The organism is Candidatus Nitrosopumilus sp. (genome assembly GCF_029882185.1).
Lineage (GTDB): Archaea > Thermoproteota > Nitrososphaeria > Nitrososphaerales > Nitrosopumilaceae > Nitrosopumilus.
Genome location: NZ_JAOULD010000001.1, coordinates 40,951 through 58,482, shown reverse-complemented (window position 1 = coordinate 58,482; position 17,532 = coordinate 40,951). Strand labels below are relative to the sequence as shown.

The window sequence follows — 17,532 nt, the reverse complement described above, 5'->3', positions numbered from 1 at the left end:
TTACTTAGCCTTCCTTCAAAACATAGCACAATTTTGTTCGTAAAAAGGGGGATTCTATTTTTACTCTTTATCGATAAACTCGTTGACACCTGGTGGTTCTGGAGCCAATCCTTTTCTCTTTCTAATATCGGCAACTGCAGATGCAAGCATAGACTTTGGAACTTCAGTCCATGCCTTAAATGAAGTGTTCCAGGTTGCACGTCCTGCAGTTTGACCTCTCATTGCTTCAGATAAAGTGAATGTTTCAGAAGCTGGAATCTCACCAACCACAATACTGGATGCACCTTTTTGGGACATGTCAAGAACTTTGCCTCGTTTACCAGAAAGAATTGTTGCAACGTTTCCAACCAAATCAGTTGGGACACGAACTTCAATTGCCAAAGTTGGTTCCAATACGGCAGTACCTGCAGTAAGTAATGCACCCATGCATGCTCTTCTAGATGCAGGGCCCAATTGAGACAAACCTCTGTGGGCGGTGTCTTCGTGAGGAACAAAGTGAGTAAATATGAATTTACAATCCCTCATCTGCTCTTTACAGAGAGGTCCTTCCTTCATCACTTCTTCAAATCCAGAATTAATAGAATCAGTAGACTCTTGGACAAACTGCACACCCTTTGTTCCGTTGATCATTACATTTCCACGTGAATCAAATTTCATAACTCTCTTGATTGTATCAGTATCCCAACCAGCATCTTTGAGTAAATCTGCAACAACCTTTTTGTCTTTAATGTCACTGATTTCACCAGTTCTTAGCATATGGGCAATTTTAGGTTCTAGAGGTTCTACTTTCATGAAAATCTTGTTGTGTCTGTTTGGAGATTTTGCCATAATTGGCTCACATGTTCCTTTTACAGTTTCTCTATAGTTAATCAGAGGTTCAGATGTCACAATCTCACATTTTGCATCTTGAATTCTGTGTGTTGCAACATCCAAGTGCAATACACCCATTCCGGCAACAATAGTTTCACCACTTTCTTCATCAATTTTCACAATAAGGTTTGGATCCTCAATGGTGAGTTGTTTTAAAATTTCTACAAGTTTAGGTAAATCTTTTGGATGTTTTGGCTCTATAGCAATTTGAACTACTGGTTCTGAGACATATTTTACACCTTCAAACATTGGAATGCCTTTAACAGATGATAGAGTATTTCCTGCTCTGCATTCAGTTAATCCCAACAATGCAGGAATGTTTCCTGCGCCCAACTCTCCAACTTGTTCTCTTTGGTTACCCATAAAGAAGTTAACAGATTGGACACGTCCTTCTCTTTTCTCATCTATTATATTGATAGTTTGTCCATCTTTGATTGTACCTGAAAACAGTCTTCCAATTGCAACAGGTCCTGCTGCAGGATCTAAAACCATGTTTACCACCATCATAATTGTCGGTCCACTGTCATCACATGCAAGCAATGCTTTACCAATATCAGATTCTAAATCACCTTTCCAAATTTGTGGAATTCTATACTTTACTGCTTCATGAGGAGCAGGATGATGATTTACAACCATGCCAAGAACTGCATCTGCCAATGGTGCTTTTTCTACGAGTTCTGGTACTTTTTCATTTTCATATGCATCTATGACATCTTTGAATGTAATTCCTCTTTCTTTCATCAGTTCTAAATTAATTGCCCATCTATCTTTTGCAGAACCAAATGTGACACTGGAATCCTGAATTGAGACTTTCCATTTTTGCTTGTATTCTGGTTCGGCATAGGTGTCAATAAGAGTATTGAAATTTGAAACCACTTCTGCTAGTTGGGCTTGCATTTTTTCTGGAGTCAATCTAAGTTCTTTGATGAGTCTGTCTACTTTGTTGATAAACAAGACAGGTTTTACTCTCTCTTCAAGGGCCATTCTGGTTACCGTTTCAGTTTGTGTCATGATACCTTCTACGGCATCACAGACAACTACTGCACCATCAATAGCCCTTAGACTTCTAATGACTCTTCCACTAAAGTCAACGTGTCCAGGTGTATCAATCATGTTAATGACATATTCTGTATTGTTTTTTGTAAAGTGTAATGTAACGTTAGCTTGGTAAATTGTAATTCCTCTTGCTTGCTCTTCTTTATCAAAGTCCATTGCCAGAGCTTTCCCAGCAGCAGAGGGGGCAATAATTCCAGAGTATGCCAAAAGACTGTCACTCATCGTGGTTTTTCCGTGATCTACGTGAGCAATTACACCAAAGTTTCTAATTTGGTCTTTGTTCTTGATGATTTTTAGAACCTCACCGGTAGACTTGAATTTTACCATATTCGCAAAACTTAGGATTCAGGTATTAAACCTTAGCCTTCTAAAAGATCAATAGATCATTTGGTTGGAAACATCGCGAATCTTTTTTGCAGTGACAAAATGACATTCTTTTTTTCTTCTCTTTCTTGCTTCAAAAAGAGCAACCGTCTGAGAAAAGAAAATACAAAAAACCACTTGAGATAGTATTTCAGAAGGCATTATAGGATGAATAACATTGATTCCAATTTTCTTTAGATTTTGCCCCAATTGTTTTGTGTAAGGGTTTTTCTCTTCAAAAATTATCACAGTGTCGCCTTTTTTTATAGAAAACAACTCCATATGAGAAAACTGTTCTGTTCTGGAATAATGTACATCATAGCCTAAAATTTCATAAAATTTTGCAGCGCAATACATTGCTACAGGAAAAGTATAAAGATTTCCCAAAACAAAAATACGATTTGAAACTTTGACTTTTTGAGCAGATCTCTGGGCAGTTCTAAATAGAGAAGTATCTGGAATTTTGATATTTTTTACTAAAGAAATGCACGTTAAGGCACTTTCCAAAAAAGAAATACTACCAGCAGTAAAAATTCCACTATTTGGAGAATCAAGTAAGATTAAACAATCAGATGCTTTTGCAAGCCTACTCTGAGATTGGGATGTGATTGCAGTGGATTTTTTTGCAATCTTTGCAACTTTGATATTTGTAATTGTATTTCCAGAAATGGATACAAAATACACGTGTTTTGATTTTGCTATTTCTTTATTTTGATATAGGTCAAGAGGGTCCATTGCTTTTACTAATCCCCCTGAAAATGATTCTGCAAGCAGAGAAGAAACTAGTGAATCACCACTCCCAGTAAAGAGAACATTTTTTTGTTTTTTGAGAGAAATTGTTTTTTGTTTTTTGAATGATTTTAGAAAATTTGTTTGTAATTTAATATCTTCTTCAAAAGCATCTATTGAGTTCATAATGAAGATTTATTTTTGCCATATATTAGAAAAACTATCATCATAGGTTTTGGTATTTATTACCAAAATTAAGCAAAAACATATGGAAATTTCTGTAGGACACACTCCTGATTCTGATGATGCATTCATGTTTTATGGAATGTTTACAGGAAAAATTCCATCACCAGATTTTAAGGTAAATCATGTCATTGAGGACATTGAGAAATTAAATCAGAAAGCAACAGATCCAAAACTAGATGTGACAGCAGTTTCAGTACATGCATGTGCATACATTCCAGGATATGTAATTTTGAGAAGTGGGGGAAGTTTTGGAATTAATTACGGCCCCATAGTTACAGCTAGAAAAATGATGACAATTGATGAGATTAAAAAATGTAAAATTGCAATTCCAGGAAAAATGACTTCGGCATTTTTACTATTGCAATTAATGATTGGGAAATTCGATTATGTTGAAATGAATTTTAGTGATATTCCAGAAGCAGTCAAATCAGGCAAAGTGGATGTTGGACTAGTAATTCATGAAACTCAGTTGTCTTATGAGCAAGAAGGAAATGTCAAAATTTTAGACGTGGGGGAGTGGTGGGATAAAACAACAGGGGGGTTACCCGTGCCACTAGGAATTAATGTCATGAGAGCAGATCTTGGCATGGATACAATAGTGAAATTTGACAAATACCTGCAATCATCAATTGAATTTGGAATTGAGCATTTTGATGATGCGATAGATTACGCCATGCAATATGCGAGAGGAAAAGAAAGGAGTTTGATTGAGAAATTTGTAAAAATGTACGTAAACAGCGTAACTGTCAACATGGGAGATGCAGGAGAAGAATCCATAAGAAGACTGTTCAGAATGGCAAAAGAAAAAGAACTTGTCCCAGATTTTAAAATCAGTATTGCCAGCAAGTAATTATAGAACAAAAAAAGTTTAGAAGACATGGGAGATGGGATCGGGGGCGCAGTTCTCAACATTCTTACAAACAATGCTTTTGAATTGTTAATCAGCCATACAAGAAAAGACAATCAGGAACAATACGGCAAAGTTGAGAAAATCATCATGAGCAAGATTGATGATCCAGACCAACCACAATATGAAGAGAAGACCAAAGAAGATTTAGAAAGAGCACTTGAAGGAAAATTTGTTTCATGTAATGTTCAGTATAGAGATGAAAAAACAGATGCCCTAGTTTGCAATGTTTTTGTCCAAAGACCTCCTGAAGGGTTTTAAAAAACTAGAAGATTTCAAAAGAATCATTCAACTAATTTGAAAACAAGGACAGTCAACAAAAATATTCAAATTACTGAACCGGAGTTTTTAATTTCAAATTCATGGTTTTTCCTCTGTATAAGATTCTATAATATAGCAAAATTCCTACGAGTTCAAGGTATTCTACAAATCCCACAGTGTAAAAATGCATCAGCCACCCATCCATGCTTTGATCAATTGATGCCATTGCAGCACTCATTTGAGGAAATGCCGTAACAAAGCCAACAGGAGCCATCAAAGTTCCAAATATCCAATCGGACGGAGTCATTTTTTTGGCAGATTCTAGGACATGGTTTGACTGATACACGGTTTCTGAAATGGGCATATTCTTTTGTTCTGAATGTTGGGAATAGCCTTGATCAATTGCAAAAACCATGGTTCCCAAAACAACTAGTAGAAATGCAGATTCGGCAAAGATCAATATTCCACGTTTACCTTTTTGAAATTTGAAAATTTGTCTTTCAAGCATAGGTCCAAAAAACCAAAGCTTATTCTTCTTTGCAAGCACAATTACAGCAAGAGAAATTGCAGAAATTACACCCAAAGAGCCAAGCCAATCATCAGATACAAATTCTGTAAACAACAGCCGTGCAGGCAGCAAGACACCACCCATTATTGCAAAAACAATCAAAGATTCAATTTTTGAGTTCAATAATTAAAAAAGTTCAAACGTTGTATATAGCCTAGTGATAATATTTTGCATAGTGCCAAAAAAGATTATTTGGAAATACCTAATATATGATGAAAATTTATAATATTTTGAATTGGTCTTAGTGGATAAAAAAATTCTAGCAGGAGGCATTGTGATGATTGTTGTAGGAATAATTGTAACAATAATATCTGCTGATCAACCAACAGGCCAAGCAGGAATGAGTGAGGAAGAAATTATTCATTTGATGATATCTGAAGATCAAAATCAAGCTTACCAAATGTTGTCAGGGATTTTAATTGGGATTGGATTCTTACTAGTATTGATTAGTTTTGGAGCAAGACGGAAAAAAGACAGTGTTAAAAGAAAAGAGAAAAAGCCTGCAGAATGATTCAAAACTTTTAATCTCAAATAATCTAACAGACATATCATTGATTCAGGCAGAAATCAGCATTTATCCCATGGCAACAAAAACCACCAGTGCTAGTTTTTACATTGCAAAAGCAATAGAATCCATTCAAAAAATTGAGAATCTCAGATACGAAATCAATGCAATGGGGACAATTCTAGAATCAGATAACATAGAGACGATAAACTCTGCGACAAAACAAATGATGGAAACTGTTCATAATTTAGGAATTGCAAGAGTTGAAGTGATAATCAAAATAGATTCAAGGAGAGACAAACATCTCAAAATGGAGGAAAAACTAGAATCTATTAAAAAACAGATGAGTTAGAATTTTTTCAAAATATCAAAATGAGTATTTCTTTGAGCAGGCATACGGCCTATTTCTTTGACCATTGTTGCTAGTTCTTCAACTGAAGAAGAGGTAGATTTTCCAGCAGCCTTATAGATTTCCTCAGAGAATGCAGTTCCTACCAAATCATTTCCACCATTAGACAAAGCTACTTGTGCGAGCTTTTTCCCATATGCGACCCAATAAACAGAGATGTTGTTCAAGACGTTTGCAAGCATCAATCTAGATAATGCAATAATCCTCAAATCATAAACAGATGAGCATTCATTATTGACCAAATGTTCTTGTTCTAATTCTGTATTATCCAAACTGAATTTCAAAGGAATCATAGTCAGAAAACCATTTGTTTTCTTTTGTAATTCACGGATTTTGATTAGATGATCAACGACGTGTTCAGGCTTTTCAATATGTCCATAAAGCATCGTAACATTACTTTTGATACCCATATTATGAGCTTCTTCTATGACATCAAGCCATTGTTGTCCAGTACATTTTCCTCTGACAATTTTTCCCCTAATGTCTGGATGAAATAGTTCAGCACCGCCTCCAGGCATTGAATCAAGTCCTGCAGCCCTGAGACGAGACAAGATTTCTTTTGTAGAATTTTTTGTCAATTTCGATAAATAGTAAATCTCAGCTGCAGTTAATGCTTTGATGTTTAACTGAGGATGATTTTTTTTAATCGTTCTCATCATATCCTCATAGTATTCCAAAGGAAGTTTAGGATGAAATCCTCCTACGATATGAACTTCAGTTGCACCCATCTGTTTTGCAATTCCAACGCGCTGTTCAATTTCTTGGGGAGTTAGAGTATACGCATCATCAGCACCGTCTTTACGATAAAATGCACACATCTGACAGCTAGCTGCACACACATTGGTATAGTTCATGTAATAGGATGCTGCAAAAGTAACAGTATCACCAACCAAGTTTTTTCTAGCATTATCTGCAACAGCACCAAGTAAATGCAAATTATCATAGTTCATTAATTCAAGACCATCATTATACGACAGTTCTTCTCCAGATAAGGCACGATCTAATGCCTGGGAATCTCCAACTAGTTGTTCTAGCATGATGATTTGTTTTCCCATCATGATATATTCCTTAGTGAAATAATATGAATTCCAATAGTTTTGAGGCTAATTTGTCAAGAAAGAAGGATTTTTTCGAGTTCCAGAGGAGAATCAATCAGATAATCAGGACGTTCTTTTTCAAGGGCATTTTTTGTATTATATCCCCAACTCACACCAATTGTTTTGATGCCAACCTTTTTGCCAGCTTCAATATCACGAACTTCATCACCAATAAAATAAACATTAGATTTTTCAACATTCATTTCTTTAATGATTTTAGAGATAGTTCGATCTTTGCCAAAAACTTTCTTTGCAGTGTAAAAGAAATCAAAGAAATCCAAGTTATTTGCGTGTAGAAATTTTCTCACGTTTTCTTCAATATTTGTTGTGACAATCCCCACATGACAACCATTTGCCTTAAGTAATTTCAATACTGGAAGTAAATCTACAGAAGGAGATAAAAGTGCAATATGAGAATTGATTTCTCGTCTAACCTTTCTAATTACAAAAGGAAGTTTGAATATTGAAATCCCAAGATGTTTTAGAATTTCACGTGATTTTTTTCCTCGTAGATATTCCACATCACTTTCTTTGATCTTTTTGAACCCAAATTCATCAGAAAGATCATTCATTATAGATATTAGAGAATCCAAAGTATTGGCAATAGTTCCATCAAAATCAAATATTACCACAGGTTTTTCCAATTTCTAAAACCCAGTCATTTTTTGAGAATATATGTCAAAATACAGTAAATCGTCACCGATACAAGTCAAATTTCTTTTTGCAGTTTCCGCAAAACCTCTGTTTAGTTTTTTTACTTTCTGTTCCCAAGTTGGCACCACAACGATCGCATTTTTCTTTAATCATTTTTCATTATCAAGCTCTAGAATACCTTCATTCTACAAGAGATAGTTTTTTTCATCCTATAAACTACATGAATTTCAGATACTCATTCTAGATCAAATACAGATGAATTTAGAGTGAAAGTTTGTATATTTATGATTGGAATTAGGGTTATTTTGTTTTAACATGCCCAGAACCTCATATTCTCAAGAAATAAGTAGGCAATCACACAGTATCAATCATGGTACTTCCTCTAATTGATGAACACAAACCAAAATGCTATCTTTGTCATGAAGGGTTTGAAAACATAGACAAATTACGGGAACATCAAAATTTGACACATGTTGATTTCTTTGAAAAAAATGAAAAGCAGAATAAAAGAGAACCAGCACCTGGAGACGTCACTGTATTCTAGACTTTTTTTCATTAATCGATTTTAGTAATTCTTGCGCTGTGTCTTTGGAAATGCTTGCTAAATCATAGTGTTTGTCAATAGACAGTGCTTTTTTGAAAAGTTTGATTGCATCTTGCAATTCACCCATTTCTCCCATAGAGAGGCCTTTGTAAGCAAGAGCCATGGCACATTTTTTATCAATTTTTAATGCGAGATCATAGCAATCAATAGCTTCAAGATATTTTTCTTGAGAATGCAATACTGCACCTTTGTTTAGCAGTGCGTCAAGATTTGTGGGTGAAATTTCAAGAGCTTTATCATATTGTTTAATTGCAAGCTTTAGTTTTCCCAAATTTTGCAAAGTCACCCCTTTGTCAATTAGTATACTAGAATTCTCAGGTTCTTCTTGTAATGCCAAATCATATAATTTCAAGGCATCAGAATAGTTTCCATCCTCAGTATATTCAAAAGCTTGTGCAAGCATCTTCTCTGTTTTACTACCCATCGTCTTTGATAATATTTTGTTAATAATATAGATTGACTTATAGTAAATAGCATTTCAACCGGAATACGACATAATGCAATAATCATAAAATTTCAAGATGCATTTTTGTCTCGAGGTTCAATTTCAAGAGACTTGTTAAAGCAATCCATAGATTCCTCATACCTTCCCAAACTGCGTAGAGCAACTCCTTTATGATTCCAGAGATCAGGATCATTTTGATTTAGAAGCAAAGCTTGCTCAAAGAACCCAAGAGCATCATCAAATTTCATCTCGTTCATTAAAGATTGTCCTTTTTTGACAAGAACCTCAATGTCATCCATAAATCAATACGCATTTCATGAGTATTAAATTTGAAAATAGGTCATAGTAGATAAACAGATAAAATTAAACAAATTTATACGAATTTAGTGAAATTTTAAATATATTTTTCACAATTACAGAGCATGGTCTTAGATAAAACAGATGAAAAAATCATCAATCATCTACTAGTAGATGCAAGGCAATCAGCAAGACAGTTAGCGCTAAAGCTTGGGTTGTCAACAGTTACCGTTCTATCCAGAATCAAAAAATTAGAAAAAGAGAAAGTAATTCAAAGATATTCTGCAATAATTGACCATGAAAAAATAGGATATTCATTAACTGCAATAATAGAGATTATTGCCAAAAACGATAAAATTGTGGACATAGAAGATGAGATAGCAAAATTTGAAAATGTTTGCGGAGTATACGATATTACAGGTTCAACAGACACCATAGTCATTGCAAAATTCAAGGCAAGAGATGAATTGAGCAGGTTTGTAAAGGGCTTAGCATCTATTACAAATGTGGAAAATACGATAACTCACGTAGTACTCAACACCACAAAAGAAGATTTTAGATTATCATAGGGATAAAAATGAAAAAAATTATAATTTTTATGATTTTTGCAATAGTCTTTGGAGTATCACAAACAGGACATGCCCAAAATGGAAATCTGGACATGGAATTGGAAGTCTCAGATGAAGAAAAAATTATTTTGTTTTCAGGTTTTGCGATTGCAGTTTTAGGAGTATTTCTGTTTCTTGCAAGAGACATCATTCTTAGGAAAAAAACATCATATGATAAAGAAGAGTTGGAATCTAAAAAAGACAAGACGTTTGAAAAATACCACTCAGATTGGGGAGATGATTATGAAGAACTAGGTCAACGTAGAAATACAAAAGAAGACAAAGAATTCAGAGATGCAGTAAATAATGATGAATTACCAAATTATTATGAAATCATAGGAGTTCCCAACAATGCCACTCCAGAAGAAATCAAAAAAAAATTCAGAGAGTTAGCAAAAAAAACCCATCCTGATAAAACAAGAGAAGATTCCGAAGAAGAAATGGCTAAACTCAACAAAGCATACGAAGTGCTATCAGATAAAGAAAGCAGAGAAAAGTATGACAGATATCTAAAAATAGGTTAAACAGATTCCAATTTTACAATAATCATACTGAGTTCAATAGATTCAGGAGTCTGAACACTGTTTGTCAAATTAGTAAAAATCTCAACAGAGACAGGTTTACCGTCAGATTCAATCTGAGTGGTAATTTTGAGTTCTCCAAATTCAGTATTAGGACCAAGCATTTTTTTTGTCAATAATGGAACAACAGAAAGATCCTCAACAACACATTTCATTTTATAGGCAAATTTGTCTGAAAAATATACCCCACCACGAGTAGTTGGTTCATTAACAGGTATTGGGGAATTTGAAATTGATGTACTGGCGATCGGAAAAGTCTGATTATTCACATACAGCGTAAATGTTGGAGAATTTTTTTCAATAAAAGCCATCAGATTTTCCAATAATTGCATATTAAATGACATACAAAAGTTCCAAATCGTAATTCTATTGAATCTTTCTAACATTAGCATGAAAACCACAAGAGATCATCTTTAAAAACTCGAAACCAGTTCAAAGAATATTGCAGCAATTTGCAAATACCCATTCGATGAAAAACGAAATTCTTAGTTTAATGGTAGAGAGCAAGTTAGAAGAGGATTGTTATGTCGAGATGTTAGATTATACCATCGACCTATTTGAAAGCCAGGGACTGGGAACAGAATATTACGGGTACCATAACATCAATCACGAATTAGAAGTCATGTATGTTTCACTTTTAGCAGCTAAACAAAATCAAATCCAATTCACAGATGAAGATATAAAATATCTTTATGTTTCAGCTTTATTTCATGATTTTGATCCTCAAAAAAATGTAGACAAACCTCACGAAGAAAGTGTTTTAAAGTTTATTTCAATGGACAAAAAGCTACGTAATCTAATCAAGGTAGCAAATTTAGACCTGGAGATTATCAAGGTGTTAATTTTGAGAACCACTTATCCTTGGAGTGGAAAGCTAAAACAAAATGCAGAAGAACAAATCAAAGAATGTTTTAACAATTCAGATTTAACAAGAAACAACTTGCAGTATCAAAAACACATAATGGAAATAGGACGGTATCTTTCCGTAGTAGATAGAGTTAGTGGTTATGCATTAGGAGATTTTGCAAAAGCCATGGAGATGGCAAAAATGAATGCACATGCATTGGCATGGAAACCATCATTAATTGTCAGGAGTGCAGTGGCATATTTTGAAGAATTATTAAACAAAGAGACAGACATGGCAAAAGCAATTCTCAAGGTACTGCCAAAGGAGATGAGGAAAAATTTCTTTGACACAGTACTGTCATTTATGAGAATCAGACAGCAAGAGATATCGATTCAAGCAAATTATTCATATGATAATTTAAAATTGATTCCAACAATTGAGTCAATGACAACAAGAAATGATCCAAAGTTTATTGATTCATTGTACGAGATATTCATGGAATTGCCAAGACCGTTGCAATTTGAAAGAGACAATTTTGAAAAAACAGTCAAAGACCCCAGAGTAATTATCAACACTTTGAGATTAAATGACAAAGAGGGGGAAGTAATAGGATTTGCAAAAGGAGGGCCGCTGGAGAATTACAAATTACGTGAAGAAATCAGAGACGAAAATTATGGTTTAGAAAATACAATATTTTTAGAGCCTTTAGCATTGAAAATGGGTTACTGGGGATTGAAAGGAGGAAGTGAAATGCGTCACATGTTTATCATGCAGGCTCATTCAATGAAATTCAAGTATATGACGAGTTTTGCATTACGAGATGTAATCAGATCCAGAATAACTAAGGAACGAGCAGAATTTGTAACCTTATTTGATCCAGAGAGATGGGATTACTATAGAATCGAAATATAAAATTACCATATGAAAGAATCAATTTTAGAAATATTAAGATCAAAAATTCTAGGAAACATCCATTCTACAGATGAGTTCAAAGAGTATTATTCAGTCGATGCAAGTTCTTACAAAATTGTTCCAAAAATAATAGTGATTCCAAAAAATGAAAAAGATGTTATCAATACTGTAAAAATTGCGAAAAAAATGAACATGTCTGTTACTGTAAGAGGTGCAGGAACAGGTCTTGTGGGGAGTGCATTGAATACAGGAATAATATTAGATATGAAAAATTTTGATTCGGTTGTAATAAACAAAAATCATGTCAATGCCGGTGCAGGAGTACTAAAAGGGAATTTGGATAAAGTATTGAAAAAATCTAAAAAATTTTTCCCTCCCAACCCATCAATCGGATCATTTTGTTCAGTAGGAGGGATGTTGGGAAATAATTCAAGTGGAAGTAGAAGTTTGAAATACGGAAGTATGATAGACAATGTTGAGGAAATAACGTTTATTGATGGAAGTGGGTGGAAAATGACTCTTCCAAAAAATAATAAAAAATCTAAAGAGATTATCAAAATAACAAACAGTATAGAGCGTAAAAAATTTCCAAACGTGACAAAAAATTCTTCAGGATATAGATTAGATAAGATAAAAACAATAAAAGACACACATAAAGTAATAATAGGTTCAGAAGGAACATTAGGAATAATATTATCTGCAAAATTAAAAATTAAAAACAACCCAAAGAAAAGAGTTCTTTTTGTAATTCAATATGATTCAATAATCAAAGCTGCAATAAACTGCAACATAATCAATAAAACAAACCCGTCTGCACTTGAATTTGTAGATAAGAGTACATTTGATCAAATAAATTATAAATTTGATAAGAACAGTATGTGTCTATTATTTGTAGAATATGATAATAAAATTATAACAAATGTGAAAAAAATTAATCAAATTACAACAGGTAAAATTGTTAAAGAAATACACATATGTAAAAATATTGAAAAATGGTGGAAGTATAGAGATTCATCATTACACTATAGTTTAAAATCAATTAAAAAAGAAAACCGCATTCCTCACATAATAGAAGATGCCGCAGTGCCATTAAAAAATCTCCCAAAAGTATTTTTAATTTTGAATAAAATAAATGAAAAGTACAATACACAATCAATCGTTTATGGTCATGCAGGAAATGGAAATGTGCATGTAAGACTAATTTCTAACAGAAAAAAAAGAATAATTGTAAAAAACATAGCAAAAGAATATTTCAACGAGGTCTTGAAGTTGGGAGGAACTATTACTGCAGAGCACGGAGATGGATTGGCAAGATCAGAATTCATCAAAAAGCAGTACGGGGTAAAAAATTACGAAGTTTTTAAAAAAATCAAAAAATATTTTGATCCGGATAATATCCTCAATCCAGGCAAAATCATTACCACAAAGAGCACAATCATGCAAAATCTAGAAGAATTTTAAAAAAATCAGAATCAACAAGAAAAAACGTGTGCAGAAACGCTTTTGTAACTAAAAAATGTCCAAAAAATCGTGTTAGGCAGGGGCATAGTACTAGTATTACTTATGATCATTCCAAGTATCACCCCAGTATTTGCCCTGACAGAATTAGAAAGAGCGTCAATTGGAGACCCAAAATTAGTAAATGCGTTCGGAGCACCTATTGGAAATAAAATAAATGTTGATCAACAAATTCAGATTGCCGCAGATATAACAAACAATCAAGAAAAGTCTCAGAAATTTAATTATCTTGTTCAAATCAAAAATTCTGAAGACATGATTGTAAAGATAGCATGGTTTAGTGGTGAATTAAATCCGCATCAGAAGTGGAACACCTCTGTATTTTGGGTACCTCAAGATGCAGGAGAATTTACTGCAGAAATTTTTCTATGGGAGGGATTTCCAGTAAATCACAAGGCGTTGGCAGAATCTGTCAACATACAAATCAGCATAAGTTAAATTTTTACGAAAAAAAATATAATTATTTAAAAAGTTCTAATCAATTGTTCATAGAATTATCAAAAAAACATCAGATGTGAAAAAATTGGTCTGCAACATGATAAATAGGATCGGAGATTTGTCTAATAGTGAAAAAAATTCAACAAGTTCTCGCTAATATGACCTTGAGCCTAAAGACAATATGACAATAGGATATTGTGTGAAGTGTCGAGACAAACGAGAAATCGGCGGCCCTAAGCCATACACCATGAAAAATGGTAAACCTGCAATCAAAGGCACATGCCCAAAATGCAGTACAGCCATTTTCAGAATCGGTAGAGGATAAATTTTTCACTAGAGAGATTTAGTACTGCCATTTATCAGTAAGACCATTCCATAGCGAACGCATTGGGGATGGATCTTTTTCTATTTCTTCAGTAATCCTATTTTTCAATACAAAAAAGAAATTTTCCAAGGCATCAACGCCCCCATCAACAAATAACTCATGACCAATTTCAGTAATTCTTTTGTGTTTATTAGAAATTTCTATAGAATTTGGATTCTGGAGACAAAAAGTCATCAGATCAATCAATTCTTCTTCCAACATGAAATCCATAAAATCAGTAGACTTCAGTTTGCCTAAAAATGTTTTTTAAAAGAATGTCAAAGTGTAAAGTGAATTGGAATTGGCCCTATGACGGTTCTTTTTTGAGTTCTACTGTGCCTAGAATTTAGTTTGATTTTAGTATCTTGTAACTGTGGGATGTTCATTCTACTTAACCAGAATAAAATGAAGCTCATTAAGACATAATAGCAGTAACGTAGTGGTGTGAGTTGGCATATCTGTAAGTAAGGACTGAATTAACTATTCAGATACGTGAAATTATGGATCTTTGAGAGGTTGTTTTTCTAAACAGAGTTTACAAATTTTTTCATTAATCATACTGTTTATTGGTATAAAATCATCATCACAATTTATGCAGGTGTTAAGTAAACTTACCCCCTTTATCGTATTTTGATTTCTTTTAATATCCATTTGATTCATCTCTACTATCTTTGAATCTTCAAGAGATTTTTTTGAATTTTTCTCAATGTTTTTAATTTCTTCATCAATTTTGTCAATGTCTTCTATGGATAGTGTTATCTTGAATTCCTTATCTTTTGAGACATTTGAGTTATTATGATCTTTTACCAAAATACATCCCCATTATTTCTCCAAATACATCTTTACAATGCAACTCTCTGTAGATATGCAAAAGCATTTTTCTTATGATTTCACATGTGAGACAGTCCAATCCTGTAAACGCCATATCTGTTCTATGATCCTGACATCTAACGAAAAGACCTGGAATTAATCTAAGGCAATCTCCTTGTTGACATTCTCTATATGATCCGGGAATGTTAGTGGCTTTGGGTGCAATTAACAGATTATTCTTATTTGCTTGTAATGTGGCATTCTTTTTGAACAAAGTCATGTATCCTAGTTTATTGTTGAAAACAAATCTAGTTTTGTTTTAAACTCTATAATCCTGTTTCTTATTGAAACTGTACTAGTTCCTGCTACCTCAGATATTGCAACTTGAGATATGGGTTCATTTGTAATTACACATGCAGCATAAATTACAGCAGCTGCAATGATTTCTGGATTTTTACCAGCTACAATTCCTGCATCTTGGGCCGCATCTAAAATTTGTACTGCTTTTCGAATTGTTTTTTCAGATATCCCAAGCTTGCTTGCAAGCTTGGTAATGGATTTAATTGGATCTGCAATTGACACTTCAAATCTTAATTCTCTAAACAATACACGGTATGCTCTGGCAATTTCTTTTCTATGAACTGCAAACGGATTGGCAATTTCCATTAGAGTTCTATTGTGTTCTAAATCTCTACATGACGCATACAAACATGCCGCAGCAATTGATTTTACACTTCTGCCACGAATAATATTTCTCTCAATCGCCTTTCTATAAAAAAAACATGCTCGTTCAATCACTGTGTCTGAAAGACCTAATTTTGATTGCACTTTGTCAAATTCTTGTAGTGCAAATCGAAGATTTCTGTCTGCAGAATTTTTTGTTTGTGATCTACTATCCCATTTTCGCAATCTGCCAAACATTTGAGTGGTTTTTGAAGAGAGTGGTTTTCCCACTGCATCTTTATTTTGAATTCCAATTACCGTGTTTAATCCTTGATCGTGTCTTTTTAGTGTCAATCCAGGACCCGTTCTAGTGGTGTCTGCTGTATCTGAAATGAGTCTACATTCTCGGCCTCGATCTTCTGTATTTTCCAAAATAACATATCCGCAATTAGAACATGCAATCTCACCTGTAACATCATCAGTCACAAATTTGGAAGCATGGCAAAAATTGCAAAATGCTTTTTCTTTCGTAATTTTTTGTAAAATTGGCAAAAATATTCACTAAGCTGAAACAGATATTTTTTTAACAATACAATCAGAATGGATTTCTTTATCAGTATTTCGATTGCATTTGTGGCAAACAAACTCAATGGGTTTTTTACAAACATGACAATTTTGGTATACTTCCATTCCACATCCACACTTTCTACAAGAGTTCATCAATTAGGTTATGTTGTTGTTTGTATTAAAGGCATGTAAAATTAGTACATACTAACTTTGCAGAATTTAAAATCTAGATAAAATGTGCAAGATCATGATATAATCACATGACCATGTATATTAATTAAATTTTCACATGTTTTGCATTCCCACCCATCATCAGAATTTGCCAGTTGGTTTATAATTTTTAACTTATAGCAAACTTTGTAATAATAGATATTTTTCATTTTTTACCTGATGAATTTTTTCATGTTCTTGTGCATTATCAAAAGTATACTATGTTCTTCATCATTGAAAATTAATCATTTCTTATTTCACACAAAAACGATTCGTATTTTTCACATTCATAAACATCGCAAGTGCCATCTTTTATCACACAAATAGCATCATTTCATGAGTAAGAGATTAGTTTGCACGCCAAATACGGTTTACCGAGTATTGGTTTGAATTAAAAAAATCTGAACAATATTAGGAAATATCAAGACTCAGGTTTGTAAAGTCCATGAGATAATTTGACCTCCAACATGAAATCCATTACAAATAACTAAAACAAAGCCAAATTTAGGTATTCAAAATAAAAAAAATTATTTTAGACGTTTGTAAATCTCTTTGAACTCACATGATAGATTGTATGAGATATTTAGTAGGTGAGCAAGTTGATTCATCGATGTCTTACCACGTCCTAATTGTCTTAACAAAGTCAAAGCTTTTTGTGGAGAGCTTGAAGCCAAAGGACTTTGACCAGACCATGTTTTAAAAGCATCCTCAACATCTAGACTGAAATTTAAAACAAATTCTTTCCATCTAGGCATTGCATTAAGAGCTTTTTCAGTGAGAAGGATCTTAGACAATTCACGGAATTCATTTTTCCGGTCTAGATATAACATATCTAGAGCTTGCTGAATTTTTTCTGGTCTATATACTCCTGAATTTAACATATACATTCCGGCTATACTCATGATTGTATTTACTCACTATCAAAGATAAACTAGGTAGATGATTTTCTGAAAATATATTAAAAAAAAGTAAAAAAAAATTAACAAATGTTTAGTTAAAAAAA

General features: G+C 33.4%; 24 protein-coding genes. 11 read left to right on the top strand and 13 right to left on the bottom strand.

Annotation, left to right across the window (positions count from 1 at the left end):
- Positions 1-60: 60 nt before the first annotated feature.
- Positions 61-2,253 (bottom strand): elongation factor EF-2, encoded by a 2,193-nt coding sequence (locus OEW78_RS00375; protein WP_300322648.1) that lies wholly within the window; start codon positions 2,251-2,253, stop codon positions 61-63.
- 48 nt (positions 2,254-2,301) lie between these two features.
- Positions 2,302-3,204 carry an SIS domain-containing protein gene (locus OEW78_RS00370; RefSeq protein WP_300322646.1) on the bottom strand — a complete coding sequence of 301 codons (903 nt, stop codon included), beginning with the start codon at positions 3,202-3,204 and terminating at the stop codon, positions 2,302-2,304.
- Positions 3,205-3,286: 82 nt separating this feature from the next.
- Here OEW78_RS00370 and OEW78_RS00365 point away from each other — a divergent pair, with 82 nt between their 5' ends.
- Both OEW78_RS00365 and OEW78_RS00360 read left to right on the top strand, forming a co-directional pair.
- Positions 3,287-4,114, top strand: a complete 828-nt coding sequence (locus tag OEW78_RS00365) for an MqnA/MqnD/SBP family protein (RefSeq protein ID WP_300322644.1) — start codon at positions 3,287-3,289, stop codon at positions 4,112-4,114.
- A 27-nt stretch (positions 4,115-4,141) separates the two neighbouring features.
- Positions 4,142-4,432, top strand: a complete 291-nt coding sequence (locus OEW78_RS00360) for a hypothetical protein (RefSeq protein ID WP_300322642.1) — start codon at positions 4,142-4,144, stop codon at positions 4,430-4,432.
- Between the two features lie 70 nt (positions 4,433-4,502).
- Here the strand turns inward: OEW78_RS00360 and OEW78_RS00355 are convergent, their stop codons facing one another.
- Positions 4,503-5,123, bottom strand: a complete 621-nt coding sequence (locus tag OEW78_RS00355; RefSeq protein WP_300322640.1) for a hypothetical protein — start codon at positions 5,121-5,123, stop codon at positions 4,503-4,505.
- Positions 5,124-5,235: 112 nt separating this feature from the next.
- On the opposite strand from OEW78_RS00355, the gene OEW78_RS00350 reads away from it, so the two are divergent.
- The gene (locus OEW78_RS00350) at positions 5,236-5,511 is read left to right on the top strand and encodes a hypothetical protein (RefSeq protein WP_300322638.1); all 276 of its coding nucleotides are present in this window, start codon (positions 5,236-5,238) and stop codon (positions 5,509-5,511) included.
- Positions 5,512-5,551: 40 nt separating this feature from the next.
- The gene (locus OEW78_RS00345; protein ID WP_300322636.1) at positions 5,552-5,857 is read left to right on the top strand and encodes an MTH1187 family thiamine-binding protein; all 306 of its coding nucleotides are present in this window, start codon (positions 5,552-5,554) and stop codon (positions 5,855-5,857) included.
- Here OEW78_RS00345 and OEW78_RS00340 read toward each other — a convergent pair.
- Both OEW78_RS00340 and OEW78_RS00335 read right to left on the bottom strand, forming a co-directional pair.
- Positions 5,854-6,951, bottom strand: coding sequence for a radical SAM protein (locus OEW78_RS00340; RefSeq protein WP_300322634.1), 1,098 nt, complete (start codon positions 6,949-6,951; stop codon positions 5,854-5,856). The genes OEW78_RS00345 and OEW78_RS00340 overlap by 4 nt on opposite strands.
- Positions 6,952-7,025: 74 nt before the next feature.
- The gene (locus OEW78_RS00335; RefSeq protein WP_300322632.1) at positions 7,026-7,655 is read right to left on the bottom strand and encodes an HAD-IA family hydrolase; all 630 of its coding nucleotides are present in this window, start codon (positions 7,653-7,655) and stop codon (positions 7,026-7,028) included.
- Between the two features lie 380 nt (positions 7,656-8,035).
- Here OEW78_RS00335 and OEW78_RS00330 point away from each other — a divergent pair, with 380 nt between their 5' ends.
- Positions 8,036-8,209, top strand: coding sequence for a hypothetical protein (locus tag OEW78_RS00330; RefSeq protein WP_300322630.1), 174 nt, complete (start codon positions 8,036-8,038; stop codon positions 8,207-8,209).
- Here the strand turns inward: OEW78_RS00330 and OEW78_RS00325 are convergent.
- Both OEW78_RS00325 and OEW78_RS00320 read right to left on the bottom strand, forming a co-directional pair.
- On the bottom strand, positions 8,196-8,693 hold the full coding sequence (locus tag OEW78_RS00325; RefSeq protein WP_300322628.1) for a tetratricopeptide repeat protein: 498 nt from the start codon (positions 8,691-8,693) through the stop codon (positions 8,196-8,198). The genes OEW78_RS00330 and OEW78_RS00325 overlap by 14 nt on opposite strands.
- Before the next feature lie 92 nt (positions 8,694-8,785).
- On the bottom strand, positions 8,786-9,013 hold the full coding sequence (locus OEW78_RS00320; protein ID WP_300322626.1) for a tetratricopeptide repeat protein: 228 nt from the start codon (positions 9,011-9,013) through the stop codon (positions 8,786-8,788).
- A 123-nt stretch (positions 9,014-9,136) separates the two neighbouring features.
- Here OEW78_RS00320 and OEW78_RS00315 point away from each other — a divergent pair, with 123 nt between their 5' ends.
- Both OEW78_RS00315 and OEW78_RS00310 read left to right on the top strand, forming a co-directional pair.
- Positions 9,137-9,580, top strand: a complete 444-nt coding sequence (locus OEW78_RS00315) for an Lrp/AsnC family transcriptional regulator (RefSeq protein ID WP_300322624.1) — start codon at positions 9,137-9,139, stop codon at positions 9,578-9,580.
- An 8-nt stretch (positions 9,581-9,588) separates the two neighbouring features.
- Positions 9,589-10,143 carry a DnaJ domain-containing protein gene (locus tag OEW78_RS00310; protein WP_300322622.1) on the top strand — a complete coding sequence of 185 codons (555 nt, stop codon included), beginning with the start codon at positions 9,589-9,591 and terminating at the stop codon, positions 10,141-10,143.
- Here OEW78_RS00310 and OEW78_RS00305 read toward each other — a convergent pair.
- On the bottom strand, positions 10,140-10,532 hold the full coding sequence (locus OEW78_RS00305) for a hypothetical protein (protein ID WP_300322830.1): 393 nt from the start codon (positions 10,530-10,532) through the stop codon (positions 10,140-10,142). The genes OEW78_RS00310 and OEW78_RS00305 overlap by 4 nt on opposite strands.
- 137 nt (positions 10,533-10,669) lie before the next feature.
- Here OEW78_RS00305 and OEW78_RS00300 point away from each other — a divergent pair, with 137 nt between their 5' ends.
- From OEW78_RS00300 to OEW78_RS00285, 4 genes are all read left to right on the top strand, one after another.
- Entirely contained in the window at positions 10,670-11,959 is a 1,290-nt protein-coding gene (locus tag OEW78_RS00300; RefSeq protein WP_300322620.1) for an HD domain-containing protein, read from the top strand.
- Between the two features lie 9 nt (positions 11,960-11,968).
- Positions 11,969-13,420: an FAD-binding oxidoreductase gene (locus OEW78_RS00295; RefSeq protein ID WP_300322618.1), complete on the top strand. Its 1,452-nt coding sequence runs from the start codon at positions 11,969-11,971 to the stop codon at positions 13,418-13,420.
- Between the two features lie 69 nt (positions 13,421-13,489).
- The gene (locus OEW78_RS00290; protein ID WP_300322616.1) at positions 13,490-13,915 is read left to right on the top strand and encodes a hypothetical protein; all 426 of its coding nucleotides are present in this window, start codon (positions 13,490-13,492) and stop codon (positions 13,913-13,915) included.
- 181 nt (positions 13,916-14,096) lie between these two features.
- Positions 14,097-14,240 (top strand): DUF5679 domain-containing protein, encoded by a 144-nt coding sequence (locus tag OEW78_RS00285; protein WP_300322614.1) that lies wholly within the window; start codon positions 14,097-14,099, stop codon positions 14,238-14,240.
- Between the two features lie 18 nt (positions 14,241-14,258).
- On the opposite strand, the gene OEW78_RS00280 is transcribed toward OEW78_RS00285, so the two are convergent.
- From OEW78_RS00280 to OEW78_RS00260, 5 genes are all read right to left on the bottom strand, one after another.
- A complete protein-coding gene (locus tag OEW78_RS00280; protein ID WP_300322612.1) occupies positions 14,259-14,510 on the bottom strand; it encodes a hypothetical protein in 252 nt (83 codons plus the stop codon).
- A 267-nt stretch (positions 14,511-14,777) separates the two neighbouring features.
- A complete protein-coding gene (locus OEW78_RS00275) occupies positions 14,778-15,089 on the bottom strand; it encodes a hypothetical protein (RefSeq protein WP_300322610.1) in 312 nt (103 codons plus the stop codon).
- Positions 15,073-15,369 carry a hypothetical protein gene (locus tag OEW78_RS00270; protein ID WP_300322608.1) on the bottom strand — a complete coding sequence of 99 codons (297 nt, stop codon included), beginning with the start codon at positions 15,367-15,369 and terminating at the stop codon, positions 15,073-15,075. Before OEW78_RS00270 ends, OEW78_RS00275 begins: the two co-directional genes overlap by 17 nt.
- A 5-nt stretch (positions 15,370-15,374) precedes the next feature.
- The gene (gene tfb, locus OEW78_RS00265) at positions 15,375-16,304 is read right to left on the bottom strand and encodes a transcription initiation factor IIB (protein ID WP_300322606.1); all 930 of its coding nucleotides are present in this window, start codon (positions 16,302-16,304) and stop codon (positions 15,375-15,377) included.
- A 752-nt stretch (positions 16,305-17,056) separates the two neighbouring features.
- Positions 17,057-17,431, bottom strand: coding sequence for a hypothetical protein (locus OEW78_RS00260; protein ID WP_300322604.1), 375 nt, complete (start codon positions 17,429-17,431; stop codon positions 17,057-17,059).
- Positions 17,432-17,532: the final 101 nt, after the last annotated feature.